This is a genomic window from Streptomyces apocyni (assembly GCF_009739465.1).
GTDB classification, from domain to species: domain Bacteria; phylum Actinomycetota; class Actinomycetes; order Streptomycetales; family Streptomycetaceae; genus Streptomyces; species Streptomyces apocyni.
In genome coordinates, this window is sequence record NZ_WHOM01000078.1 from 126111 (window position 1) to 144230 (window position 18120).

Annotated in this window: 16 protein-coding genes; 11 read left to right on the forward strand and 5 right to left on the reverse strand. The window is 68.3% G+C overall.

Features of this window, described 5'->3' with window-relative positions; genetic code table 11:
• Positions 1-835 precede the first annotated feature (835 nt).
• The 7 genes from GCN81_RS29165 to GCN81_RS29195 all read left to right on the forward strand — a co-directional run bounded on the left by GCN81_RS29165 (position 836) and on the right by GCN81_RS29195 (position 7154).
• Complete coding sequence (locus GCN81_RS29165; RefSeq protein WP_156727548.1) at positions 836-1306, forward strand: hypothetical protein; 471 nt, start codon at positions 836-838, stop codon at positions 1304-1306.
• Positions 1307-1322: 16 nt separating this feature from the next.
• Positions 1323-1757 (forward strand): hypothetical protein, encoded by a 435-nt coding sequence (locus GCN81_RS29170; protein WP_156727549.1) that lies wholly within the window; start codon positions 1323-1325, stop codon positions 1755-1757.
• A 359-nt stretch (positions 1758-2116) separates the two neighbouring features.
• Complete coding sequence (locus GCN81_RS29175; RefSeq protein WP_156727550.1) at positions 2117-2686, forward strand: hypothetical protein; 570 nt, start codon at positions 2117-2119, stop codon at positions 2684-2686.
• A 483-nt stretch (positions 2687-3169) separates the two neighbouring features.
• On the forward strand, positions 3170-4399 hold the full coding sequence (locus tag GCN81_RS29180; RefSeq protein ID WP_156727551.1) for a DUF4365 domain-containing protein: 1230 nt from the start codon (positions 3170-3172) through the stop codon (positions 4397-4399).
• A gap of 480 nt (positions 4400-4879) precedes the next feature.
• Positions 4880-5815 (forward strand): aminoglycoside phosphotransferase family protein, encoded by a 936-nt coding sequence (locus GCN81_RS29185; protein WP_156727552.1) that lies wholly within the window; start codon positions 4880-4882, stop codon positions 5813-5815.
• Positions 5816-6441: 626 nt separating this feature from the next.
• Complete coding sequence (locus GCN81_RS29190; RefSeq protein WP_156727553.1) at positions 6442-6774, forward strand: hypothetical protein; 333 nt, start codon at positions 6442-6444, stop codon at positions 6772-6774.
• Positions 6771-7154, forward strand: coding sequence for a hypothetical protein (locus GCN81_RS29195; RefSeq protein WP_156727554.1), 384 nt, complete (start codon positions 6771-6773; stop codon positions 7152-7154). Before GCN81_RS29190 ends, GCN81_RS29195 begins: the two co-directional genes overlap by 4 nt.
• 29 nt (positions 7155-7183) lie before the next feature.
• Here GCN81_RS29195 and GCN81_RS29200 read toward each other — a convergent pair whose 3' ends face one another.
• On the reverse strand, positions 7184-7453 hold the full coding sequence (locus tag GCN81_RS29200; RefSeq protein ID WP_156727555.1) for a hypothetical protein: 270 nt from the start codon (positions 7451-7453) through the stop codon (positions 7184-7186).
• Between the two features lie 415 nt (positions 7454-7868).
• On the reverse strand, positions 7869-9275 hold the full coding sequence (locus tag GCN81_RS29205; protein WP_231627056.1) for an NAD(P)/FAD-dependent oxidoreductase: 1407 nt from the start codon (positions 9273-9275) through the stop codon (positions 7869-7871).
• 78 nt (positions 9276-9353) lie between these two features.
• Here GCN81_RS29205 and GCN81_RS29210 point away from each other — a divergent pair, with 78 nt between their 5' ends.
• Entirely contained in the window at positions 9354-10532 is a 1179-nt protein-coding gene (locus GCN81_RS29210; protein ID WP_156727557.1) for a carboxylate-amine ligase, read from the forward strand.
• A 142-nt stretch (positions 10533-10674) separates the two neighbouring features.
• On the opposite strand, the gene GCN81_RS29215 is transcribed toward GCN81_RS29210, so the two are convergent.
• Together GCN81_RS29215 and GCN81_RS29220 are read right to left on the reverse strand one after the other, a co-directional pair.
• A complete protein-coding gene (locus GCN81_RS29215) occupies positions 10675-11415 on the reverse strand; it encodes a response regulator transcription factor (protein ID WP_156727558.1) in 741 nt (246 codons plus the stop codon).
• Positions 11412-12692 carry a sensor histidine kinase gene (locus GCN81_RS29220; RefSeq protein WP_156727559.1) on the reverse strand — a complete coding sequence of 427 codons (1281 nt, stop codon included), beginning with the start codon at positions 12690-12692 and terminating at the stop codon, positions 11412-11414. Before GCN81_RS29220 ends, GCN81_RS29215 begins: the two co-directional genes overlap by 4 nt.
• Before the next feature lie 143 nt (positions 12693-12835).
• Between GCN81_RS29220 and GCN81_RS29225 the strand changes: the two genes are divergently transcribed.
• From GCN81_RS29225 to GCN81_RS29235, 3 genes are all read left to right on the forward strand, one after another.
• Positions 12836-13258 carry a DUF4190 domain-containing protein gene (locus GCN81_RS29225; protein WP_231627057.1) on the forward strand — a complete coding sequence of 141 codons (423 nt, stop codon included), beginning with the start codon at positions 12836-12838 and terminating at the stop codon, positions 13256-13258.
• Between the two features lie 21 nt (positions 13259-13279).
• Positions 13280-14839 (forward strand): alpha/beta hydrolase, encoded by a 1560-nt coding sequence (locus GCN81_RS29230; protein WP_156727560.1) that lies wholly within the window; start codon positions 13280-13282, stop codon positions 14837-14839.
• 181 nt (positions 14840-15020) lie between these two features.
• Positions 15021-16085 (forward strand): HNH endonuclease, encoded by a 1065-nt coding sequence (locus GCN81_RS29235; protein ID WP_156727561.1) that lies wholly within the window; start codon positions 15021-15023, stop codon positions 16083-16085.
• Between the two features lie 338 nt (positions 16086-16423).
• Here the strand turns inward: GCN81_RS29235 and GCN81_RS29240 are convergent, their stop codons facing one another.
• Entirely contained in the window at positions 16424-18106 is a 1683-nt protein-coding gene (locus GCN81_RS29240; protein WP_156727562.1) for a 5'-methylthioadenosine/S-adenosylhomocysteine nucleosidase family protein, read from the reverse strand.
• Positions 18107-18120 lie beyond the last annotated feature (14 nt).

The following is an 18120-nucleotide window of genomic DNA, read 5'->3' on the forward strand; positions in this document are numbered from 1 at the left end:
GGAGGGGAGAACCCTTCAGCACCCGCAGGACCACAAGGCGCACGCATCAAGAACACCCCATCAAAGAACACCCCACCAGGCCCGAGCCGTCCCCAAAGGGGATCAATCCGAAGGACCGAGGGCCCCACAAGGGGGCGGCGCCGGTCGGCCGCCGCCCCGCCGCTCCATGCCTCCGTCACCGCTGCGTGTCGCCGTCCGCCCGTCGCCCACCCCAAAGGGCCAAGAACCCAGCACCGGACCATAGGGGTACAAGGGATTGCCGCACCTCAAGGTCACCGACGCTTTGGGTGACCGATCAGGCCGGATCGTGGCGACGGACGCCCGCGGTCTCACCTGCTACCTGGGCCGTTGCCCCGTGGCTGGGGCGGTCGGCTCCACGGCTTTAGGCAGCCACCATGGGGCGAGCCTCGAAGATCATGGCCCCAGATCGGGCTATTGCGGGCAGGTCCACGGACTGCCCGATCGCGGCCAGCGTAAGGGGCCATGATCACTCACCCCATGGCAGCTCCAGCCCAAAGCCGCTCCACCGACCGCGTGGATGCCTGCGGGCTGTCGTGAGCTGGTGTGCCGGGGTGGCGGTTGCGACCGTCGGTCGCCTGACGCCGGGCTGGCTGGGGTCGGTGTGCGGGTATCGGCCGTGGGCGGTTTCGAGCGCTGTCGTTGGCCCTGCCGGTCGGCGCCGCTGTCCTGATGCCCCAGTACACGAGCGCCCACACCGATCCATGGTGCGGGCCCTCGCGCTGTGAGTACCCCGCCAGTCGCAACGCGTGACCGGCGCGGGTCGCCACTTCCGATTTTCCGTGCCATAGTCGGAAGCAGAGATGGGAGGTGTGCCATGACTACCACGCGAGAGCGCGAGGAACAGATGATCCTCGGGTTGTTCGAGAAGGTTGAGCGGGTTGAGGACACCGCACGACGCGTGCCACAGCCCGACCTACGCGATGACCTACTCAAAGAAATCCGGAACCTCATCGCCCAAGCTGGCCCAGTGCGGGCAGGTATCGCCGCGAGCTTGCTGTCGATCAGCGAGCGAACCGTGCGGACCTGGACCGACGAAGGCTTGCTTGCCCCCGTGGCGACGAAGCCTCGACTACTGCTCGACCCTGAGCGGCTGCACACCGTCCTGCACCTGGTGAAGGACCTGCGGGCAGCAGGCCGGGACCGTAACCTGCTGGACGCTGTGTGGGCCAAGCTCCAGGATCAGGCGCTGCTCGACAGGCATGATCTAGCCGATAGCCTGGACCAGATGCGGCGAATAGAAGGCCGTGTCGTTCGCCCGCGTCCAGACGGGCAAGAAGGCGGTTGAACCGTACGCTGCTGAAATGGCTGTCGAGGTTGTCATGACGGTGCTGGCAGACCGCCAGCGCGCAGACTTGCGCGGGCCTAAGCGCCGAAAGTTCGAGAGGTTCCTTGATGACCTGGCAGCTCGCGGCTGCACTGCGCTTGGCTACCGTCTCGCCGGGGACGGTCTGCTGGAGCACTTGTGCGTGAAGCACATCCACTCTTCGCTGCGCGCAGTGGTGGCGTTCGAGTCCCATAGTCGCGCCTGGGTTCTGTTGATCGGCCCCCATGACCAGGACCCGGACCTTAACGTCTACACGGCCTTGTACCGGCTGGCAGGAATCGAGACTCCTCCAGTTGAAGCCCGGACGAAACCGCCATGTTGCTCGTCCGACGATGGTTCGGCACCCGTGTCCGAGAGCGCAGAAGTCGACGACCTCGTTACCAGGGCCAAGGCATTGCGTCGCCGACGGTAAACAGGCGCCCAATCTGAGGGCATGGGCCCTTGGCACACTTGCCTGCCTGCTTACTCTGCGTCGGCGCCGCCGCCAGAAGGGCGGGGAACATTGGTCGTCGCAGGGCGAACGCCTGGTGACATCAGTGGCTGATGCCACCAGAGGCGGATGGCGACGTGGCCGTGCTGTACAGCAGCGGAGTACAGCAACCACGGTGACCGCAGTCGAGCTCCGACGCACCCAAGCAGCCGAGTGGCCAGCCCGGCAGACCTCAGCGACCGCCCGCCGGTAGTTCGCATCAAGGGGACAGGCCAGCGGGAGCGCCTTGACTCGGACATTGAGACTCCGCCGACCTCGTTCTACCCATACGCTGAGCTGCCATGGACGAGGGGCTTGTGGCTCTAGCGGGAGCAGCAGTCGGTGCGGCCGGAACCGCTGCTGGTGCTGGGCTGGCTTTTTGGTCAGCAATCAAGCAAGCAAGGATTCAGGCGAGAGCGGAGCACGCACAGTGGCGGCGGCAGGTGCGCCGGGACGCCTACTTGGCCTTCCATGCCCTGATAGAAGACGTGTACAACAAGAACTGGGACATTCTGGAGGACATGTCCCTTCAGGGAGCGCTGGCACCTGCTCACGTTCCCACTCCCCTGCATGACGCCCGACGCGTAGCAAGCGAGGAGATGGAACCCATAAGGCGAGCACGAGGGGTTGTACAAGTAGAAGGCCCACGGTCCATGTACCGACTAGCCCACCAGCTAGACATGTTGGCCCACATCATCCTTGACGAAGTAGCCATCCTCAGGTCGAAAGAATCTCCTGAGAGAGAAGCAATCGGGCAAACAGATGCGAGGCTCCGGGCGCTATCAGCCGGAGCAGAGAGATTCCTCGACGCCGCTGCCAAGGTGCTTGCTGATCCTGAGCCAACCTCTCCCATTCCACGTGTCCGACGCTGAGTCCCTGGCGCCGCGCCTGACGACTTCGCACACCCCAAGTTGGGGTACAGCATCAGAAGGCAGAGCGTGCCCGATGCGTGCCCGACACAGCGGGGAACCGCGGGCAACAACGGGCGTGGCGGTGATCCAGGAGCATCGCCGAACGCGCCCGTTGTTGCTGTTCAGCCCGCCAAACGCGGCTAGATCACCGGCACTTCCCAAGCTCAGAGCGCGAGTTCGATTCTCGTCACCCGCTCTTCGATGAAGGCCCTGGTCAATGACCGGGGCCTTGTTCATTGCCTGGTCCCCTCAGGGGCTGCGCACCACCTCCACGCCGCTTGCTCCCTCTCTGCGGACGCCACTCCTGGATGCGCCAGCGCCTCGGTGCGTTCCTGGTCGTCCGCCCACTCCACAGATGCGATGTCAGACGCATGGTGCAAGGTAGCCGAGAGCGGGGCTGTCACGCTTCGCCTGGTCAGACGAGGACCCCGTGGAGAAAGTGACATGCCGAAGATCCCCAAAGGGCGGCGCGTAGGCCAGGCCGCGGTGAACGCGCTGCGCACGCTGCTTGAGGAGCACGACCACATCGTGCAGGAGATATCCGGGCAGAACGACTTCGGTGAGGATTTCTACGTCACTTTCACCGATGACGGGGATGTCACCAGCGACACGATCAAGGTCCAGGTCAAGGGAGGGGACAGCTGGCGTCGGGGCAACGGATACGTCGTGCCCGTCGACCGGCATCGCGATACCTGGTCAGAGGGCAACATCCCTGTCTACTGCGTGGTGTACGACCCGAACAGCAAGAATCTGTACTGGGCAAACGCCACCCAACAACTCCGCCGCTTCGGTTCCTTCAATGCACCACACTTCATCGGGATCAGCCCCAATGCGGTGCTGGACGACACCACCATGGGCTCCTTCGTCGCCCAGGCACGCCGCTACGTCGGGCGCTATCGGGGTCGGCAAGCCGTCCTCACCCATCTCGAGGAAATGTCCGGAACGGAATTCGACCCTGCAGATCACGTTCTGCACTTCGTGAACGGCGACGACGATGACCTCATCTTCTGGAAGCGGCCGGGCGACGCAGTGGCGACGCTGCTGCTCAGCACCCAGGACTGGGAACCAGCTTGGGTCACTCTGGAGTCGCTGATGCGGTCCGAGCTTCCGATACCGGAAACGTCGAACGGCCGCGGGGTCCCGGACCTCGATCTGTGGACCGCCGAGGACCTGGGGCTGGACCGAACCGAGATCATGTGGGTGGTTGCGTGCTTCGCCTCCACCCAGCAAGCCGACGAAGGTCCGGAAGGCGAACTCATCGAGTGCGAGGGATGCCCAAGTTGCACCGGGGAGGAACCCCAGGAACACGGCAGCATCGAAGCAGACGTCATCCATGCATATGTGCTCGACTGCATACTCGACCGCATAGATGCCGAGCCCGACCTCGTGCGGCGCTCAATCCGAGCGATGCGAGGGGAAACCGATCTGGAACCGAACATCGTCGCCGAACTCGGCTCCCTCGAAACCGACCCACGTGTCGTCCGACAAGTGCACAAGCTCAGCCGGGCAACGGTCGAGACGGTGGACGACATCGAACCGGAGGCATACCGGCTAGCCATCCTCTATCTCATCCAACGCATCTACGTGGGTGGCCCCTCGCTCCCCCTCGACGAACAAGTCCGCATCGTCTGGCGCATCCCCGAGCCGACGACACCCACGTCGCAGGCTCGATGAGGGGCCCGTGATCCCCATGAGCCGATACCTCTGCTGCAGGATCCTGGTCGCGAACAACACGGTCGACGAAACGCAACGCCTACTCGGCAGTCTCTTTGTCCTGGCCTATCCAGATCGAGACGGAGCCAGTGATGCCGCACGCGGAGACCACTGCAGTGGAAACAGTTTCACGTATTCTCGAAGCCCTGTGGGGCGCCCAGGCACAGGCTGTCGCAGCGTGTGACTTCGAAGAGGAACTTCCCTGGACGGGCAGCCCGGTAACGGAGGTTCGGTCGCGCCGCAAGAGTTCCCCGAAATCCGAGATCATCGTCGTCCCTGGTGCAGGAGGGGTCTCGGTCGAGTCGGCCTGGACCGCGTGGCACGCGACAGAGATCGCCGCTTCCGGAAAGTGCTGGCCGCCTTCGACGAAGCGCTCTCCGTCCCTTGACACCAGCGGCGCGACGCACGGCCGTACGTCGGTTTCGTGATCCTGGAGGAGCCATGGTGCACGCCGAAGCATTCGACGGCAGTGTTCCGGTCTACAGACACATGGTGCGGAACGAGAGCCAGCGCGCCTGGCTCTCGTCTCTTCCCGGACTGGTGGCTGAGTACGAGCAGCGGTGGGGCATCTCCACCGGTGCCCCCTACCGCAGTGGTACGTCCGCCTGGGTGGCGCCCGGCACGCTGCCCGACGGCCGCGAGGCTGTGCTGAAGATCGTGTGGCCGCACCGCGAGGCGGCGGGCGAGGCGGCGGGCCTGCGCCAGTGGGCGGGCAAGGGCGCCGTCGAGCTCTACGACAGCGACGCGGAGCACTTCGCCCTGCTCCTCGAACGGTGCTCCCCAGGCACCGCCCTCACCGACTCGGACCTGCGCCCGGAGGACGCGCTCACCGAGGCCGCCGAGGTCCTCGCCCGCCTGTGGAGCACCGCGCCGCGGGAGGACCCCGGGCCTGGGCTGGACACGGTGGCCGGCATGAGCAAGGAGTGGCTCGTCGAGGCCGAGGAACGCCGCGAGCGGTTCCGCCCGGCGTTCGACCGCTCGCTCATGGAGAAGGGCCTCGGCCTGCTGCGCACACTGCCCGCCAGCGCGACCCGGTCGGTCGTGGTGCACGGCGACTTCAACCCGGGCAACGTGCTCCGCTCCAGCAGGGAGCCGTGGCTGGCCATCGACGCCAAACCCATCGTCGGCGACCCAGGCATCGACCCTGAGCCGCTGGTGTCGCAGGTCGACAACCCGTTCGCACACGCCGACACGGCGGCGGTGCTCCGGCGGCGGTACGCACTCGTCGCCGACATCGTCGGGGAGCCCGCCGAGCGGCTCATCGCCTGGGCCTTCGCCCGCTTCGTCCAGTCCGCGCTGTGGTGCGTGGCCCACGGGGAGGACGGCCTCGACGACATGGCGGACGCCGCCGTGCTCGCAGGTCTCATCGGGGTGTGAGGCATCAATGCGGAGGTGGACTCAGACGTGAACAGGAAGAACCGAGTCCGGCAGGTCGTCGTCGACGCGTGGACAGTGAGCCCCTCTGCACCGGCACTTCCCCGCGTGGGTGTCCTACACCGCTCCGAGGCGGCCGCCGGCCTGCGCGAGGTGTGGCGTCTGCGCGCGGGCTGTGCGAGCCGGTTCTGCTGTTCGGCACGGACTCGGCCGAGCAGGCTCCGCTGGTCCTCCGCACGGCGCAGAAGCTCGCCGAGGTCCACGTGTTCGACGACGTCGTGCCAGAGAAGGTGCGACCGCTCGGCCTCGCCGGAGTGACCACGTTCCACGACAGGGAGCTGGAGACCACCGACGCCCTCCGGAACGCGCTCGGCCTGCCGGGGGGGAGGCCCCCACGCGAACCCCTGGGACAAGTACGCCCAGCGGCTCGCGCTGCGCACCGCCGGGGTGTCGACCGTGCACTCCGTGCCCGTCGACTCCGTCGACGCCTTCCGGGACGCCGTGCCGGACCTCGGCGTCCCCGGCGTCCTCAAGCCCCGCCGGGCCGTGGCCAGCACAGCGCTCGCCTTCGTCCCTGCGAGGACGCGGCGGAACGGGAAACAAAGGAACGCACCGCCTGGCGCGGGCTGGTGGACGAACAGTTCATCCCGTCCGTCCCCCACCCGGGCGGACCCGGCTGGCTGGGGTCGTACGTCTCGGTGGAGACAGTGTCCGACGGCCGCGGACACCACCACACGGCCGTGATGGACAAGCTGCCGCTGTCCGTCGTCGACGAGGTCGGCAGGCTCCGCGCGCATGCCGTGCGGGAGACGGGTGACATCTTCCCCTCCGCTCTCCCGGAAGCGTCCCTCACCCGAGTGCGGGAGCTGGTGTCCCGGACGCTGGACGTGCTGGGCGTCCGCTGGCGGGTCAGCCACACCGAGGTCAAGCTGTCCCGGAGGGCCCGGAGACTATCGAGGTGAACGGCCGGCTGGGCGGCGAGGTGGCGCTGCTGCTGGCCCAGGCCGGAGGCCCGGACATCGTGCGGGCAGCGCTGAGCGTCGCGCTGGGGCAGCCGCCCGACCTCCGGAGCACCGGTCCCGCTCGGTACGCCGCCGCGTTCTACGTGCCGTTCCCGACCCGGTCCGGGCCGGTCAGGTTGGCACCCGGGATCGCCGGGCTCGTGACGGCCGCGGAGGATCCGCCGTCGCTGCGACGGCTGCTGCTGGGCGCCTTCGACGAGGTGGCCTCGCTCTTCGCCGCAGACGAGGCGGAGGGCAACCCCTGGTCGGTCCATGTGCGCGCGGGACTCCGCGACAGCCTGGGTCGCACCGGGACGCTGATGGGCCCACGGTCGCGCTGACCTCGTGCAGGAGGACCTACCAGGCAGCCTCAGGTACGCGAAAGGGTGCAGGCACCGCAGGCCCCGGAGCGGGTGGGCGTGCGGATGACGTGGGCGAAGCCGGGGAGGCGTTCCCGCTCGGTCTCCACGGGGAAGCCGGTGCCGTGCAGCAGCGGCGGCACCTCGCCGGGCGGCAGTGGGCCGAGGAGCCGCCGCGTACCGCCGTCGGTGGCCGGGACGACGGCGCCGGGCGTAACCGACCGCCCGCACTCCAGGCGCAGCCCGTCGGCCCTGGCGCGCCCGAGCACCAGCTCCGACACTCGCCGTCGACGAACCCGACACCGGCTCGACGCGCTGTGGCCGCGGTCGCTCGTGCGACGCCGGGCGGAGACCAGGAAACTCGTCGAGGTCCAACTCCTGGTGAGGCTCCGCGTGTTCCTTGAGCGCGGAGTGGACAGCGTCGAAAATCCGAGTGACTGTCGCGGTGGCCCGCGCTCCCAGGGTCACGAAGGTGCCTTCGCTCCCGGAGGAGAGCGGCGTCGGCGTCCCTGCCGACTCCCGCAAACTGTCCAGCCACTGCGCCCAGGCGTGGACCGCTTCACGCGCAAGGGCGAACTTGGCTCTGGTGTCGGGATGTTGCTCGGTGGAGTCGGTGCCTTCGGCGAAGCAGTTGAGCATGGCGCCCGCCGCGGCCGTAGCCAAACCTGGCCGCGGCCGACCCCCGCTAGATCGAGATCAGGGGATGGGGCGCAGGGTGGGGTAGGGGTTGAGCGAGAGGTAGAGGCCCGCGGCTGCCTGGTCGGGGGTGGTGGGCAGGGAGAGCATCTGACTGGTTCCGTGTCCGCCAAGTCCTTGGGCTCGGTGGCCGGTCAGAGGGGTGCGGAGCTTTTCGTAGAGAGAGTCGAGGGGGGAGAGGGGGGTGAGGGGGTCTTGTTGGGCGTCGTGGAGGTCTTCCTCGCCGGTGATGATGTTGAGGAACGCCTCGTGGAGGCGTAGCCCTTGCTGGTCGCGGCGGGTGAGGGCTTGTGCTTGGCGGAAGTAGGCGTCGCGGCCGTCATGGATGCGGTAGAACGCGCTGACCAGGACGAGGAGGCGTGCGTAAGCGTTCTGGTAGGTGGTCTGGTAGAAGCGGCGGGCGTCGGCCTCATCGACCTCGCCGCGCAGGACGGCGGCGATGGCCGCGGCGCTGAGGAGGCCGCTGTACATGGCCAGGTGCACGCCGGTGGACAGCAACGGGTCGAGGAAGCAGGCGGCGTCGCCAGCGAGGTAGTAGCCCGGGCCGCAGAACGCGTCGCTGGTGTAGGAGTAGTCGCTCTCCACTTTGAGGGCGGAAGCCTGTTGTGCGCCTTGGAGCATGCCGGTCAGGAGCGGGCATCGAGCGAGTGCGTCGTGGTAGACGGCGTCGATGGAGCCCTGTTCGTCCTTTGCCTGGTGGAAGGAGCGTTTGTCGGTGACCAGCCCGACGCTGAGGGTGCCGTCGTGCAGCGGGATGGCCCAGAGCCAGCCGTGGTCGGGCAGGGAGAAGACGCCGATCGCTCCCTCGGGGGCCTCGGGCAGGGCTGCGGCACCGCGCCAGTAGCCCCAGGCGGCGACGTTACGGAACACGTCGTGCACGCGCCGGGTGCGCAGTTGACGTGCGCCCAGCATCCCGGCCCTCCCGGTGGCGTCGATCAGGTGGGTGAAGTCGATCTCGGCGTCACGCCCCTCCCTAGTGCGCCACCAAGCCGTGGTCGCCCGGCCTTCGGGCAGGGCGATATGACGCACCTGGGACTCTTCCCGTACATCCGCTCCCTGATGGCGGGCGTGCTGAAGGAGAAGGTGGTCGAACTGAGAACGGACGACCTGGAAGCTGTGGGTAGCCGGCCGGCCCGGATCGTCGAAGCGCAGGGCCCACTCCTGGCCGCCCCAGCCGTAGAAAGCGCCGGTCTTCCGTACGAAGCCGTGATGTTCGACCACCTCACGGGCGCCGATGATGTCAAGAACCGGCAAGAGCGACGGGAGCAGAGACTCCCCGATGTGGTAGCGAGGGAAACGCTCGCGTTCCAACAGCACGACGTCGATCCCCTGTTGGGCCAACAATGTGGCGGCTGTCGCTCCTGCGGGCCCGCCTCCGGCGATCAGTACTTGCGTTCGCTCGCGCAAGGTCCCGCTCCCAGAAATCGAGACAATGTCGTCTTTTGGTCCTGCTCGACGCTCACCACGCGTGACAGCATGGTCACCATGACGAGTACAGGGCACACGCCCGTCGGCCCGCAAGGGGCGGTCGCGAGCCATGGCCGAAGCGGAACGGCCTCGTTGACGGTAGGTGCGGAAGAGGAATACCTGCTGGTCGATCCAGTATCGCGGCAGGTAAGCCCGGAGGCGGAAAAGGTGGTGGCCGAAGCCGCGGGTGAACTCGGCGACCGAGTCACCACGGAAATAACGCGCTACCAGGTTGAAGTACGCACCGACCCGCATGCCCGCCTCACCGAACTCGCCGATCAAGTCCGGTACACCCGGCTGGTGGTTGCGCAGGCCGCCGCGCGCCAAGGACTGCGCATCATCTCCACGGGAACGCCCGTGCTCGGCCAGGCCACGCCGGCTCCCCTGGCCGCGGGACCGCGCTACGAACGCAGCGCCGCGATGTTCCGTGCTCTGGACGACGAACAGAGCGCCTGCGCCTGCCACATCCACGTCGGCGTTCCCGATCTGGCCACCGCGCTGGAGGTCAGCAATCACCTACGGCCGTGGATCCCGGTCCTCATCGCTGTCGCGGCCAACTCACCGTACTGGGCGGGACGCGACACCGGGTACGCGAGCTGGCGCACGACGATCTGGGGGCGGTGGCCGGTGGCCGGCCCCCCGCCGTTCTTCGAGTCGCCCGCCCATTTCGAAGACCTCGTCTCGGGCTTCCTCGCTACTGGCTCGGTCATGGACCGCGGCGGCCTGTACTGGGACGTCAGGCCCTCGCACCACGTACCCACCCTTGAGTTCCGCTTCGCCGACGCGACGACCACGGCGGGCGAGACCGTGCTGCTCGCCGGGATCATCAGGGCGATGGTCGCCGCCGCCCTCCAGGCTATCGACGCCGGAGACGCGGCACTTCGGCTTGAGCCGGAGATACTGCGCGCCGCGTGCTGGCGGGCAGCCCGCGACGGCCTCGCTGGCAAGATCATCGACCTGCGCAGGGAACGCCTCGCTCCCGCCACCCACCAGGTGGAACAACTGCTGTCCTGGCTGGAACCCGCGCTGCGCGATCAGGGCGACTCCGAGCTCATCGGCACCCTCTGGTCGCGCCTGCGTACCGACGGCGGCGGAGCGGAGCGACAGCGAGCTGCCTACCAACGCTGTGGCAGTGCTAGCGGGGTCGTCGACCATCTCATCTCCGCCACGTCCCCTTCTGGATACGACGAAGGCTGACCGGCCCTCTCATGGGGCAGCGCACCCTCCGCGTGCCCCAAGTTGCCGGAAACCGCGCCCACAGGGCACAAGGCAGCCGGTATCCGGCACCCGCGAGCCGGGGACGACCGCGGGGCGTGCCGCATTCACGCCGCCCCTGCGGTCAGCGCGTGTCCCCGGGCACGACCAGGCCGGTTTCGTACGCGATCACCACCGCGTGGGTTCGGTTCTGCGCGCCCAGTTTGGTCAGCACGTTCCCCACGTGCGTCTTCACCGTCTCCAGGCTCACCCTGCACGACTGAGCGATGTCCGGGTTGGACCGGCCGGTGGCCATCAAGCGCAGCACCTCCTCCTCCCGGCCCGTCAGCGCCGCCTGCGGCAGCGCTTCGGCGGACCCCAGTGGGCGGGCGGTGACCATCTGGCGCAGGGTCGCCGGGAAGAGGATCGCCTCACCTGCGGCGACCACCCGCACTGCCTCCGCGATCTTGGGGACGGGGAGCCGCTTGAGTACGAAGCCGCTGGCCCCGGCGCTGAGTGCGGCGGTGACGTAGTCGTCGTTCTCGAACGTGGTGATCACCACGACTTTCGGCGGGTCGGCTGGCCCGGCGAGGAGCTGCCGGGTGGCCTCTATTCCGTTGCGGCGCGGCATCCGTACGTCCATCAGGACCACATCCGGTCGCAGCTGCCGCGCCTGCTCGACTGCGTCGATGCCATCGACGGCCTCCCCGACGACGGCGATCCCGGGCTGCATTGCGAGCAGCGTGCGCAGACCGCTGCGGGTCACCTCGTCGTCGTCCGCGATCAGAAGGGTGGTGCGACGGGAGGCGTCGGCGGTGTCAGTGGTGACGGCTGCGCTCGCGTCGAGGCCTGTCGCGGCCTTCGCGCTCGCTGGTGAGCCGATCATGCGGGCAAGCGTACTGGCAGCCGGACCGTGAGTCGCCAGTGCTCCGGTCCGTCCGGACCGGCCTCGAGTTCGCCGTGCAGTAGCCGCACGCGCTCGGCGAGACCGGGCAGGCCGTGCCCGGACGTCGGGAAGACACCCGGGCTCTTTGCGCTCCCGGATCCGGTCCGGTTGACCACGCCGAGCTCCAGCGAGTCCGGCGCGGCCGCCACCTTGACCTGGATCGGACCGCCCGCTCCGTGCCGCAGCGCGTTCGTCAGCCCTTCCTGCAGGATCCGGTACGCCGCCCGGGAGAGCGTCCCCCGCACCTGCGCATAGTCGCCCGACAGCTCCGGTTCCACCACCGCACCCGCGTGCCGCAGCCGGTCGAGCAGCTCGGGCAGGTCGGCCAGGGCCCGGGCCGGGGCCGCCCCCGCCTTCTCCTCGCGCAGCATGCCCAGCACATAGTCCAGATCCTCCAGGGCGGCCCGGGTCGACTCCTCGATGCTGCGCAGGGCGGCGCGCGCCGCCACCGGGTCGGCACAGAGCACCTCGCCCGCCACCGCCGCCTGGATCGTGGCGGCCGTCAGGGTGTGTCCGATCGAGTCGTGCAACTCGTGGGCCAGTCGGTTACGTTCGGCCAGTGCCCGCTCCCGCTCGGCCGCCAGCGCGAGCCGCTCGGCCGACGACGGGCCAAGCAGCCTGGGCGCCAGCCACCGCAGGGCGTACGTCACCGCCAGGCACAGAGCCGCCGCCAGCAGCAGGCAGCAGAGCGCCGCTGCCCAGCTCTGCCAGCCGCTGTCCGCCCGCAGCGACCAGCCGTTCACACTCACCCCGGCCTCGGCGCCGGCCCAACCACCGGGAAGGAGCAGGCCCACGACGAACAGCAGGACGCTCAGCTGTGCCCCCGCCCACCCCAGCACCACATGCGACAGCAGCCAGAGTGGGGTCCGCAGGCGGTCAGCGCCCGATGCCGGTGCCGTGGATGCGGCCGCCCCGTCACCAGGCGAGCCCGCGCGCCCGCGCTCGCCCACGGGATCAGGCAACGCCACCCCTAGCATCCGCCGGGCGCAAGCGATCAGCACCCGCCGCGTGGTACGGGCCAGCCCGATCACACCGATCAGTACCGACCAGACCAGCACGGTCAGAGCGAACTGCGCTCCCCATGAAGCCGATGACCACGCCAGCGCCGGTAGTGCCGCGAAAGGCAGCAAAGGAAGGCTCGCCAACGCGCCGCAATAGGCGAATAGCGCACCCGAATACGTGGAGCCGCGCAGCAGCGGCCGGATTCCTCTGAACATGGCCAGGCAAGTATGACCGGACGGCCCACCGGCGACCTCCCTCGATCGGGGGAGCGAATTCTCCCGCCTTCCCGCGATGTGTCCGTGAGACCTCGAAACCAGAATCGAGGTCTCACCGGTTGGCAGGACGGAAGGACGGGCTGATGAACGCTCAGGGAATCGAGACGCCGCTGAACTACGCGGTGTCCGCTCAGGACCAGGCCGTACGGAATCGGATGGCCCCGAACGGCATGGCACCGGGCCAGGCAGCGCCGAAGAACAGCCTGGCCACGGCCGCCATGACACTGGGCATCATCAGCCTGTGCACGTCGGTCGTCTTCGTCGGCGGCCCGCTCGCCGTGATCGGCCTGATCCTGGGCATCGCCGCGCTGATGACGGCCAAGCGGACTGGCGTGGGCCGGGGCAAGGCCGTCACCGCCGTGGTGGCGTCGTGCGTCGCGATCGTGGTGTCCGGGCTGGTCGCCCTCTTCATGGTCTGGTACGCGAACCAGACGCAGGAGTGCTACCAGCCCGACAGCTTCCACCAGTACACGCAGTGCGTCCGCGAGCACCTGAACGACAACTGAGCGGCAAGGACGAGCATCACCGTGCGAAGCAGAAACACCCACCAGACCCCCCTACTCGCCGTCGGCCTCGCGGCGGCCATCCTTTCGACGCTGACGCCCGCAACAGCCCTCGCCGCGTCCACGGCATCCGACGCCTCCACCGCCAAGGACCTCCTGCGGCAGTACACGCAGCAGAAGCTCCCATGGAAACGCTGCGACGCGAAGAGCCCCGACACCTTCCAGTGCGCGACGCTGAAGGTGCCGTTGGACTACAGCGACCCCGACGGCAAGACGATCGACCTCGCCATATCCCGGCTGAAGGCAGGCAGCGCGAGGGCACGTCACGGCGCTCTGCTGCTCAACCCGGGAGGCCCCGGCGTACCGGGACTGCATCTACCCGTCGACCCGCGCATGAAGTTCCCCGCGGAAGTGAAGCGGCGGTACGACCTCGTTGGCTTCGACCTGCGCGGCGCCGGGCGGAGCTCTCCCGTCAACTGCGGGCTGACCGCCGAGGAACAGGCCGACCGGCCCTACCAGGCGAAGACCTTCCCGCAGGACGTGGATCGGGTCCGTACGATCGCCGACAAGTGCCGGGCCAGGGCCGGTGACAAGCTGCCGCATCTCACCACCCGCAACAGCGCCCGTGACATGGACGTCATCCGTGCCGCGCTAGGCGAGAAGAGAATCTCCTACCTGGGGGTCTCCTACGGCACCTACCTCGGCGCTGTCTACATGCAGATGTTTCCCCAGCGGGTCGACCGTATCGTGCTGGACAGTGCAACCGACCCGACCCGGATCTACCGGGGGACGTTCCAGGACATGGCGAAGGCGGCCGAGCACGCTTTCACGCGCTGGGCGGCATGGACCGCCCGGCGGCACACCACCTACGGACTGGGCGACACTCCGGCCAAGGTCCGCACGACCTACTGGAAGCTGATCGCGCGGGCAAACCACAAGCCCATCCTCTTTGAGGGGCGAGCCCTCACCGGCGCCGACATCCGTTCCGACAACGGCACGTTCTTCCACGTCCGGGAGGCCGCGGAACGGATCGCCGGGCTGAAGAAGGCGGCCAAGGGCAAGAACCCGGCTCCGTCCGGCATGCCCGGTCAGGTCCAGGAACCCGACGACAACTACCCCTCCATCGCCTGGTCCTTCATGTGCGCTGACACCCGCACCTGGTCGCACGACCCTGAGGTGTACCGCCGCGAGGCGATCCGCGACAAGGCCTGGTATCCGCTGTACGGCGACTTCGCTGCCGCCATCACACCCTGTGCCTTCTGGGAGCAGGGCAGCGAGCCACAGACCAGGATCAACAACAAGGTCGGTGCGCTGATCACGCAGAACGAATGGGACTCTCAGACACCCCTCTTCGCCGCTCAGGCCATGCGGCGGGCCCTGCGCGGCTCCCGAATGCTCACCGTCGCCGACGGCGAGGGACACGGCGTCCTCTACGCGCCGGACGGCAGCCCCTGCGCGGACAAGGCCGCCACGGTCTACCTGACCACGGGCAGGCTCCCCGCGAAGGACCTGGCCTGCCAGGCCACAGCCGGACAGAACGAGCAGCCCCGCCGCATCGGCAGCACACCCAACAGAAGACGGTAGGCGATCCCCTACGCCACGAAGGTGCGAACGCCACACCGGCCTGAGGCGGGATGCGGTAAGTGTCTAACTGCGTGCCAACGCTCGCGAATAAGTGCGGACAAGGACGAAGAGGTCGCACGTGTCCGCAGCATGACCGTTCGATGCCTACGGCGCCGTCAGTGCTCGGCCGTACGCTTCCGTCATGCGTAGAGGAGAGATCACACGGGAGTCCGTGCTCAAGACCCTGGCAGAGCACGATCAGTTGGGGCGTGATGCCTTCCTGGCGAGGTACGGGTTTGGGGAAGCCCGGTCGTACGTCCTGGTGCACGAGGGCCAGGAGTACGACTCCAAAGCGGTCGCCGGGGTCGCGCACAAGTGGGACCAGGGGCGGGCCCTCGCGCCGGACGAGTTCAGCGGAGGCAAGGAACACGCTGCGGCATGGCTCAAACGGGCGGGCTTCCACGTCAAGGCCATCAAGAACCCGGACTGGGCACGGGACGAGATCATCCTCGCCTGTCAGCTGGTGATGGAGAACGGCTGGAAGGGGCTGGACGCCCACGACAGCCGGGTGGAGGAGCTGTCTGCCCTGCTCCAGTTGCTTCCCATCCACGCTGAAGCCGAGCGCAACGAGAAGTTCCGCAACCCCAACGGTGTCGCACGCAAGACGTTCGATATCGCTACCCGGCACCCGGAGTACCAGGGCAAGCCCACCAACGGCGGCGCCCTCGATGTCGCGGTGCTGCACGAGTTCCTCGCCCGGCCGGAGGAGATGACCGAGACCGCGCGACTCATCCGTCAGGGCATCGCCACGGGCGAGTTGCAGTCCCTTGCGCCGACTGAGGACGAGGAGTTCGACGACGACTACAGCGCGCCCGAAGGGCGACTCCTCATGCGCCGGCACAGGGCACGCGAGCGGAACAAGAGCCTGCGCAAGAAGAAGATTACTTCCGTGCTTGAGCGCGGCGGACGGCTCGCTTGCGAGGCGTGTGGCTTCGACTTCGAAAAGATCTACGGGGACCGCGGCGCCGGGTACATCGAGTGCCATCACGTCCTTCCGCTCCACATAGCAGGTGAAGGCCGGACCAAGCTCAGCGATCTCGCTCTCATCTGTGCCAACTGCCACCGCATGATCCACCGACGCGCGCCATGGCCAACCCCCGGGGAGCTGCGAGCCTCCATAGAGCAGAAGCACGCAGCTGACAGGCGTGCAGCGGAAGCTCTCGCACGTCCACGCAGGGCGGCTGACGAGCAGATGCCGAACCCGTGAGCTGACAATCCACTGCTGACATCAACGTCGGCGCACAACGGCCTCCAGCCCGATCTAAAACGGTGCTCAGCGTCCGCGCCCCATCCGTGCCCGACCGGTCGGTAAGCCACAGTCAACAGCGGGTGCCAGGTGGAGCCCGAGGCTTCACCCTGGCACCCGTTGCCGCCAGTGGGGGCCCGGCCAGGTAGATCGTGGCTGTCTTCTCATGGCCCATGGCGATACCGCTGCACTGCTTAAGCGTTCACGACGCAACGGAGGTCCGGGCGGAGCCCGCCTCCGGCTCGCTGCGGCGGTGTTCGAGATGGGATCGGCGGCCATGGACGCTGGGAGAGCCGTCCTCACTGACCGCCCCGGTCATGCCACTCCCACACCCGGACCATCCCCTTGTCGCCCACGGCGCCCAGCAGGTGCCCGGAGGGGTGGACGACGGCGTCGTCGTAGCGGCCAGTCTGTTCCAGTTGCAGGATCTCCGGAGCGTCGGTCACGTGGGAAAGCTTGCCCCGGCGCAGCCACAACACCGCCCCGGTGTCGGTGCACGACAGCCGCATGCCGGTGGCACCCCCGCTGTCCAGCATCTCCTTGCCGCTCAGGCGGCGGTGGAGGACGACCGACTCGTCGTCCGTGCGCCACACGCACAGTTCCCGCATCGTCGCGCAAGCCACGTAGCCGCCGGAGGGAGAGACCGCGACCGAGCAGCCGGGCTTCATGAACTCCAGGACGTTCCGGATGCTCAGTGCCAGGTTTGGGGCGCCGGAGCGGTGTACGTGGACCCTGTTCGACGTGGCCAGGGCCCCCGTCCTGCCGGTGGCGTCGATGGCCGAGGCGGCGAGGTTCGGCGGGCAGAACAGTTCGTCGAGCACCCGGCCGTCGTCGAAGCTCCGTACCGCCAGCCGACGCCTGTCGTGCGTCGCCAGCACGTTGCCGCCACTGGTGACCAGGAACTCGTCGTCGCCGAGCGGGACCGGAACGCGGTGGTGCTCCCCCGTACGGCCCTTGAAGTGGACCAGTTCGAGGGCGCCGGGGCGGGCAACGGCAACGCTGTGCCGGACCGAGGACACCAATGCCTGGTGGCCCTGGCGCAGGCCAGCGCTGCCCGGGGCGCCTGGCAGGGCCGCACCGGCGTCGAGGGCCCACCTCTCGATGGAGCCGTCCGGGCCGATGGCCACGAAAGTGTCGTCGGGACCGAATCCGGCCGTGGCACCGCCGAGGGGCCCGGTCCTGCGGCTGCTGAGGAGCTCCTCTCCCAGGCCCGGTCGGTGGGTTCGGGAATCACCGAGCTGGTTCAGCAGCTCGTAGGTGAACGCCGCAGCGTGCCGTGCCGCGGCGGGCTGGCGCACCTTGTCGTTCTCCCTCCCCTTGTCGACGAGGAGGTCGGAGATGCCGCGTACGACGAGCGCACCGACTCCGGAGCTGATGTGCGCGCCGCGCAAGAATCCGTAGCCCTCCATCTCGACGGCGAGGGCGTCGCCCGCGAAGTCGCGGAGGTACTGGGCGGTGGGCGATTCGGGGTCGGTGACCAGCTTCGATCCGGCCGCGATGGGCTTGACGTATGCCTCAGGGAGGCAGGTCGGCGCTGGCCCCTGGATCCGGGCCTGCCACTCCTTCTCGCCAGCCACCACTTGGGCGCGCTGGATGAGGTCGTGGGCCGGGGGGAAGGTCTGCATGCGCGGGCGAACCCCCTCTGGGCCGTCCACGCCGGTCTGGTAGTCGTAGACGTGGCGGCCGGCGACGACGTCGCCGTGGGTAACGTCCTTGAGGCCGCCGGCGATGCCCGTGAAGAAAACGTACCGGGGTGAGAGCGCGGCCACGGCCAGCGCGACCAGGGCTGCCGCGCCCTCCGCTCCAGGACCGGTCTCGTGCAGGGCGACGGTCCACCTGGTGTGCCTGCCGACGAATGTGCCCAGCTTGAAGATGCTGCCGGAGACGACCCGTTCGGTGATCGGTTCGTCGAGATGTTCGCGTGCCGCCGCCGTCTCCTCGGGCAGTGCGGTGAAGATGATGACATCAGCTGTACGGTTCATGACGTGTCTCTCGA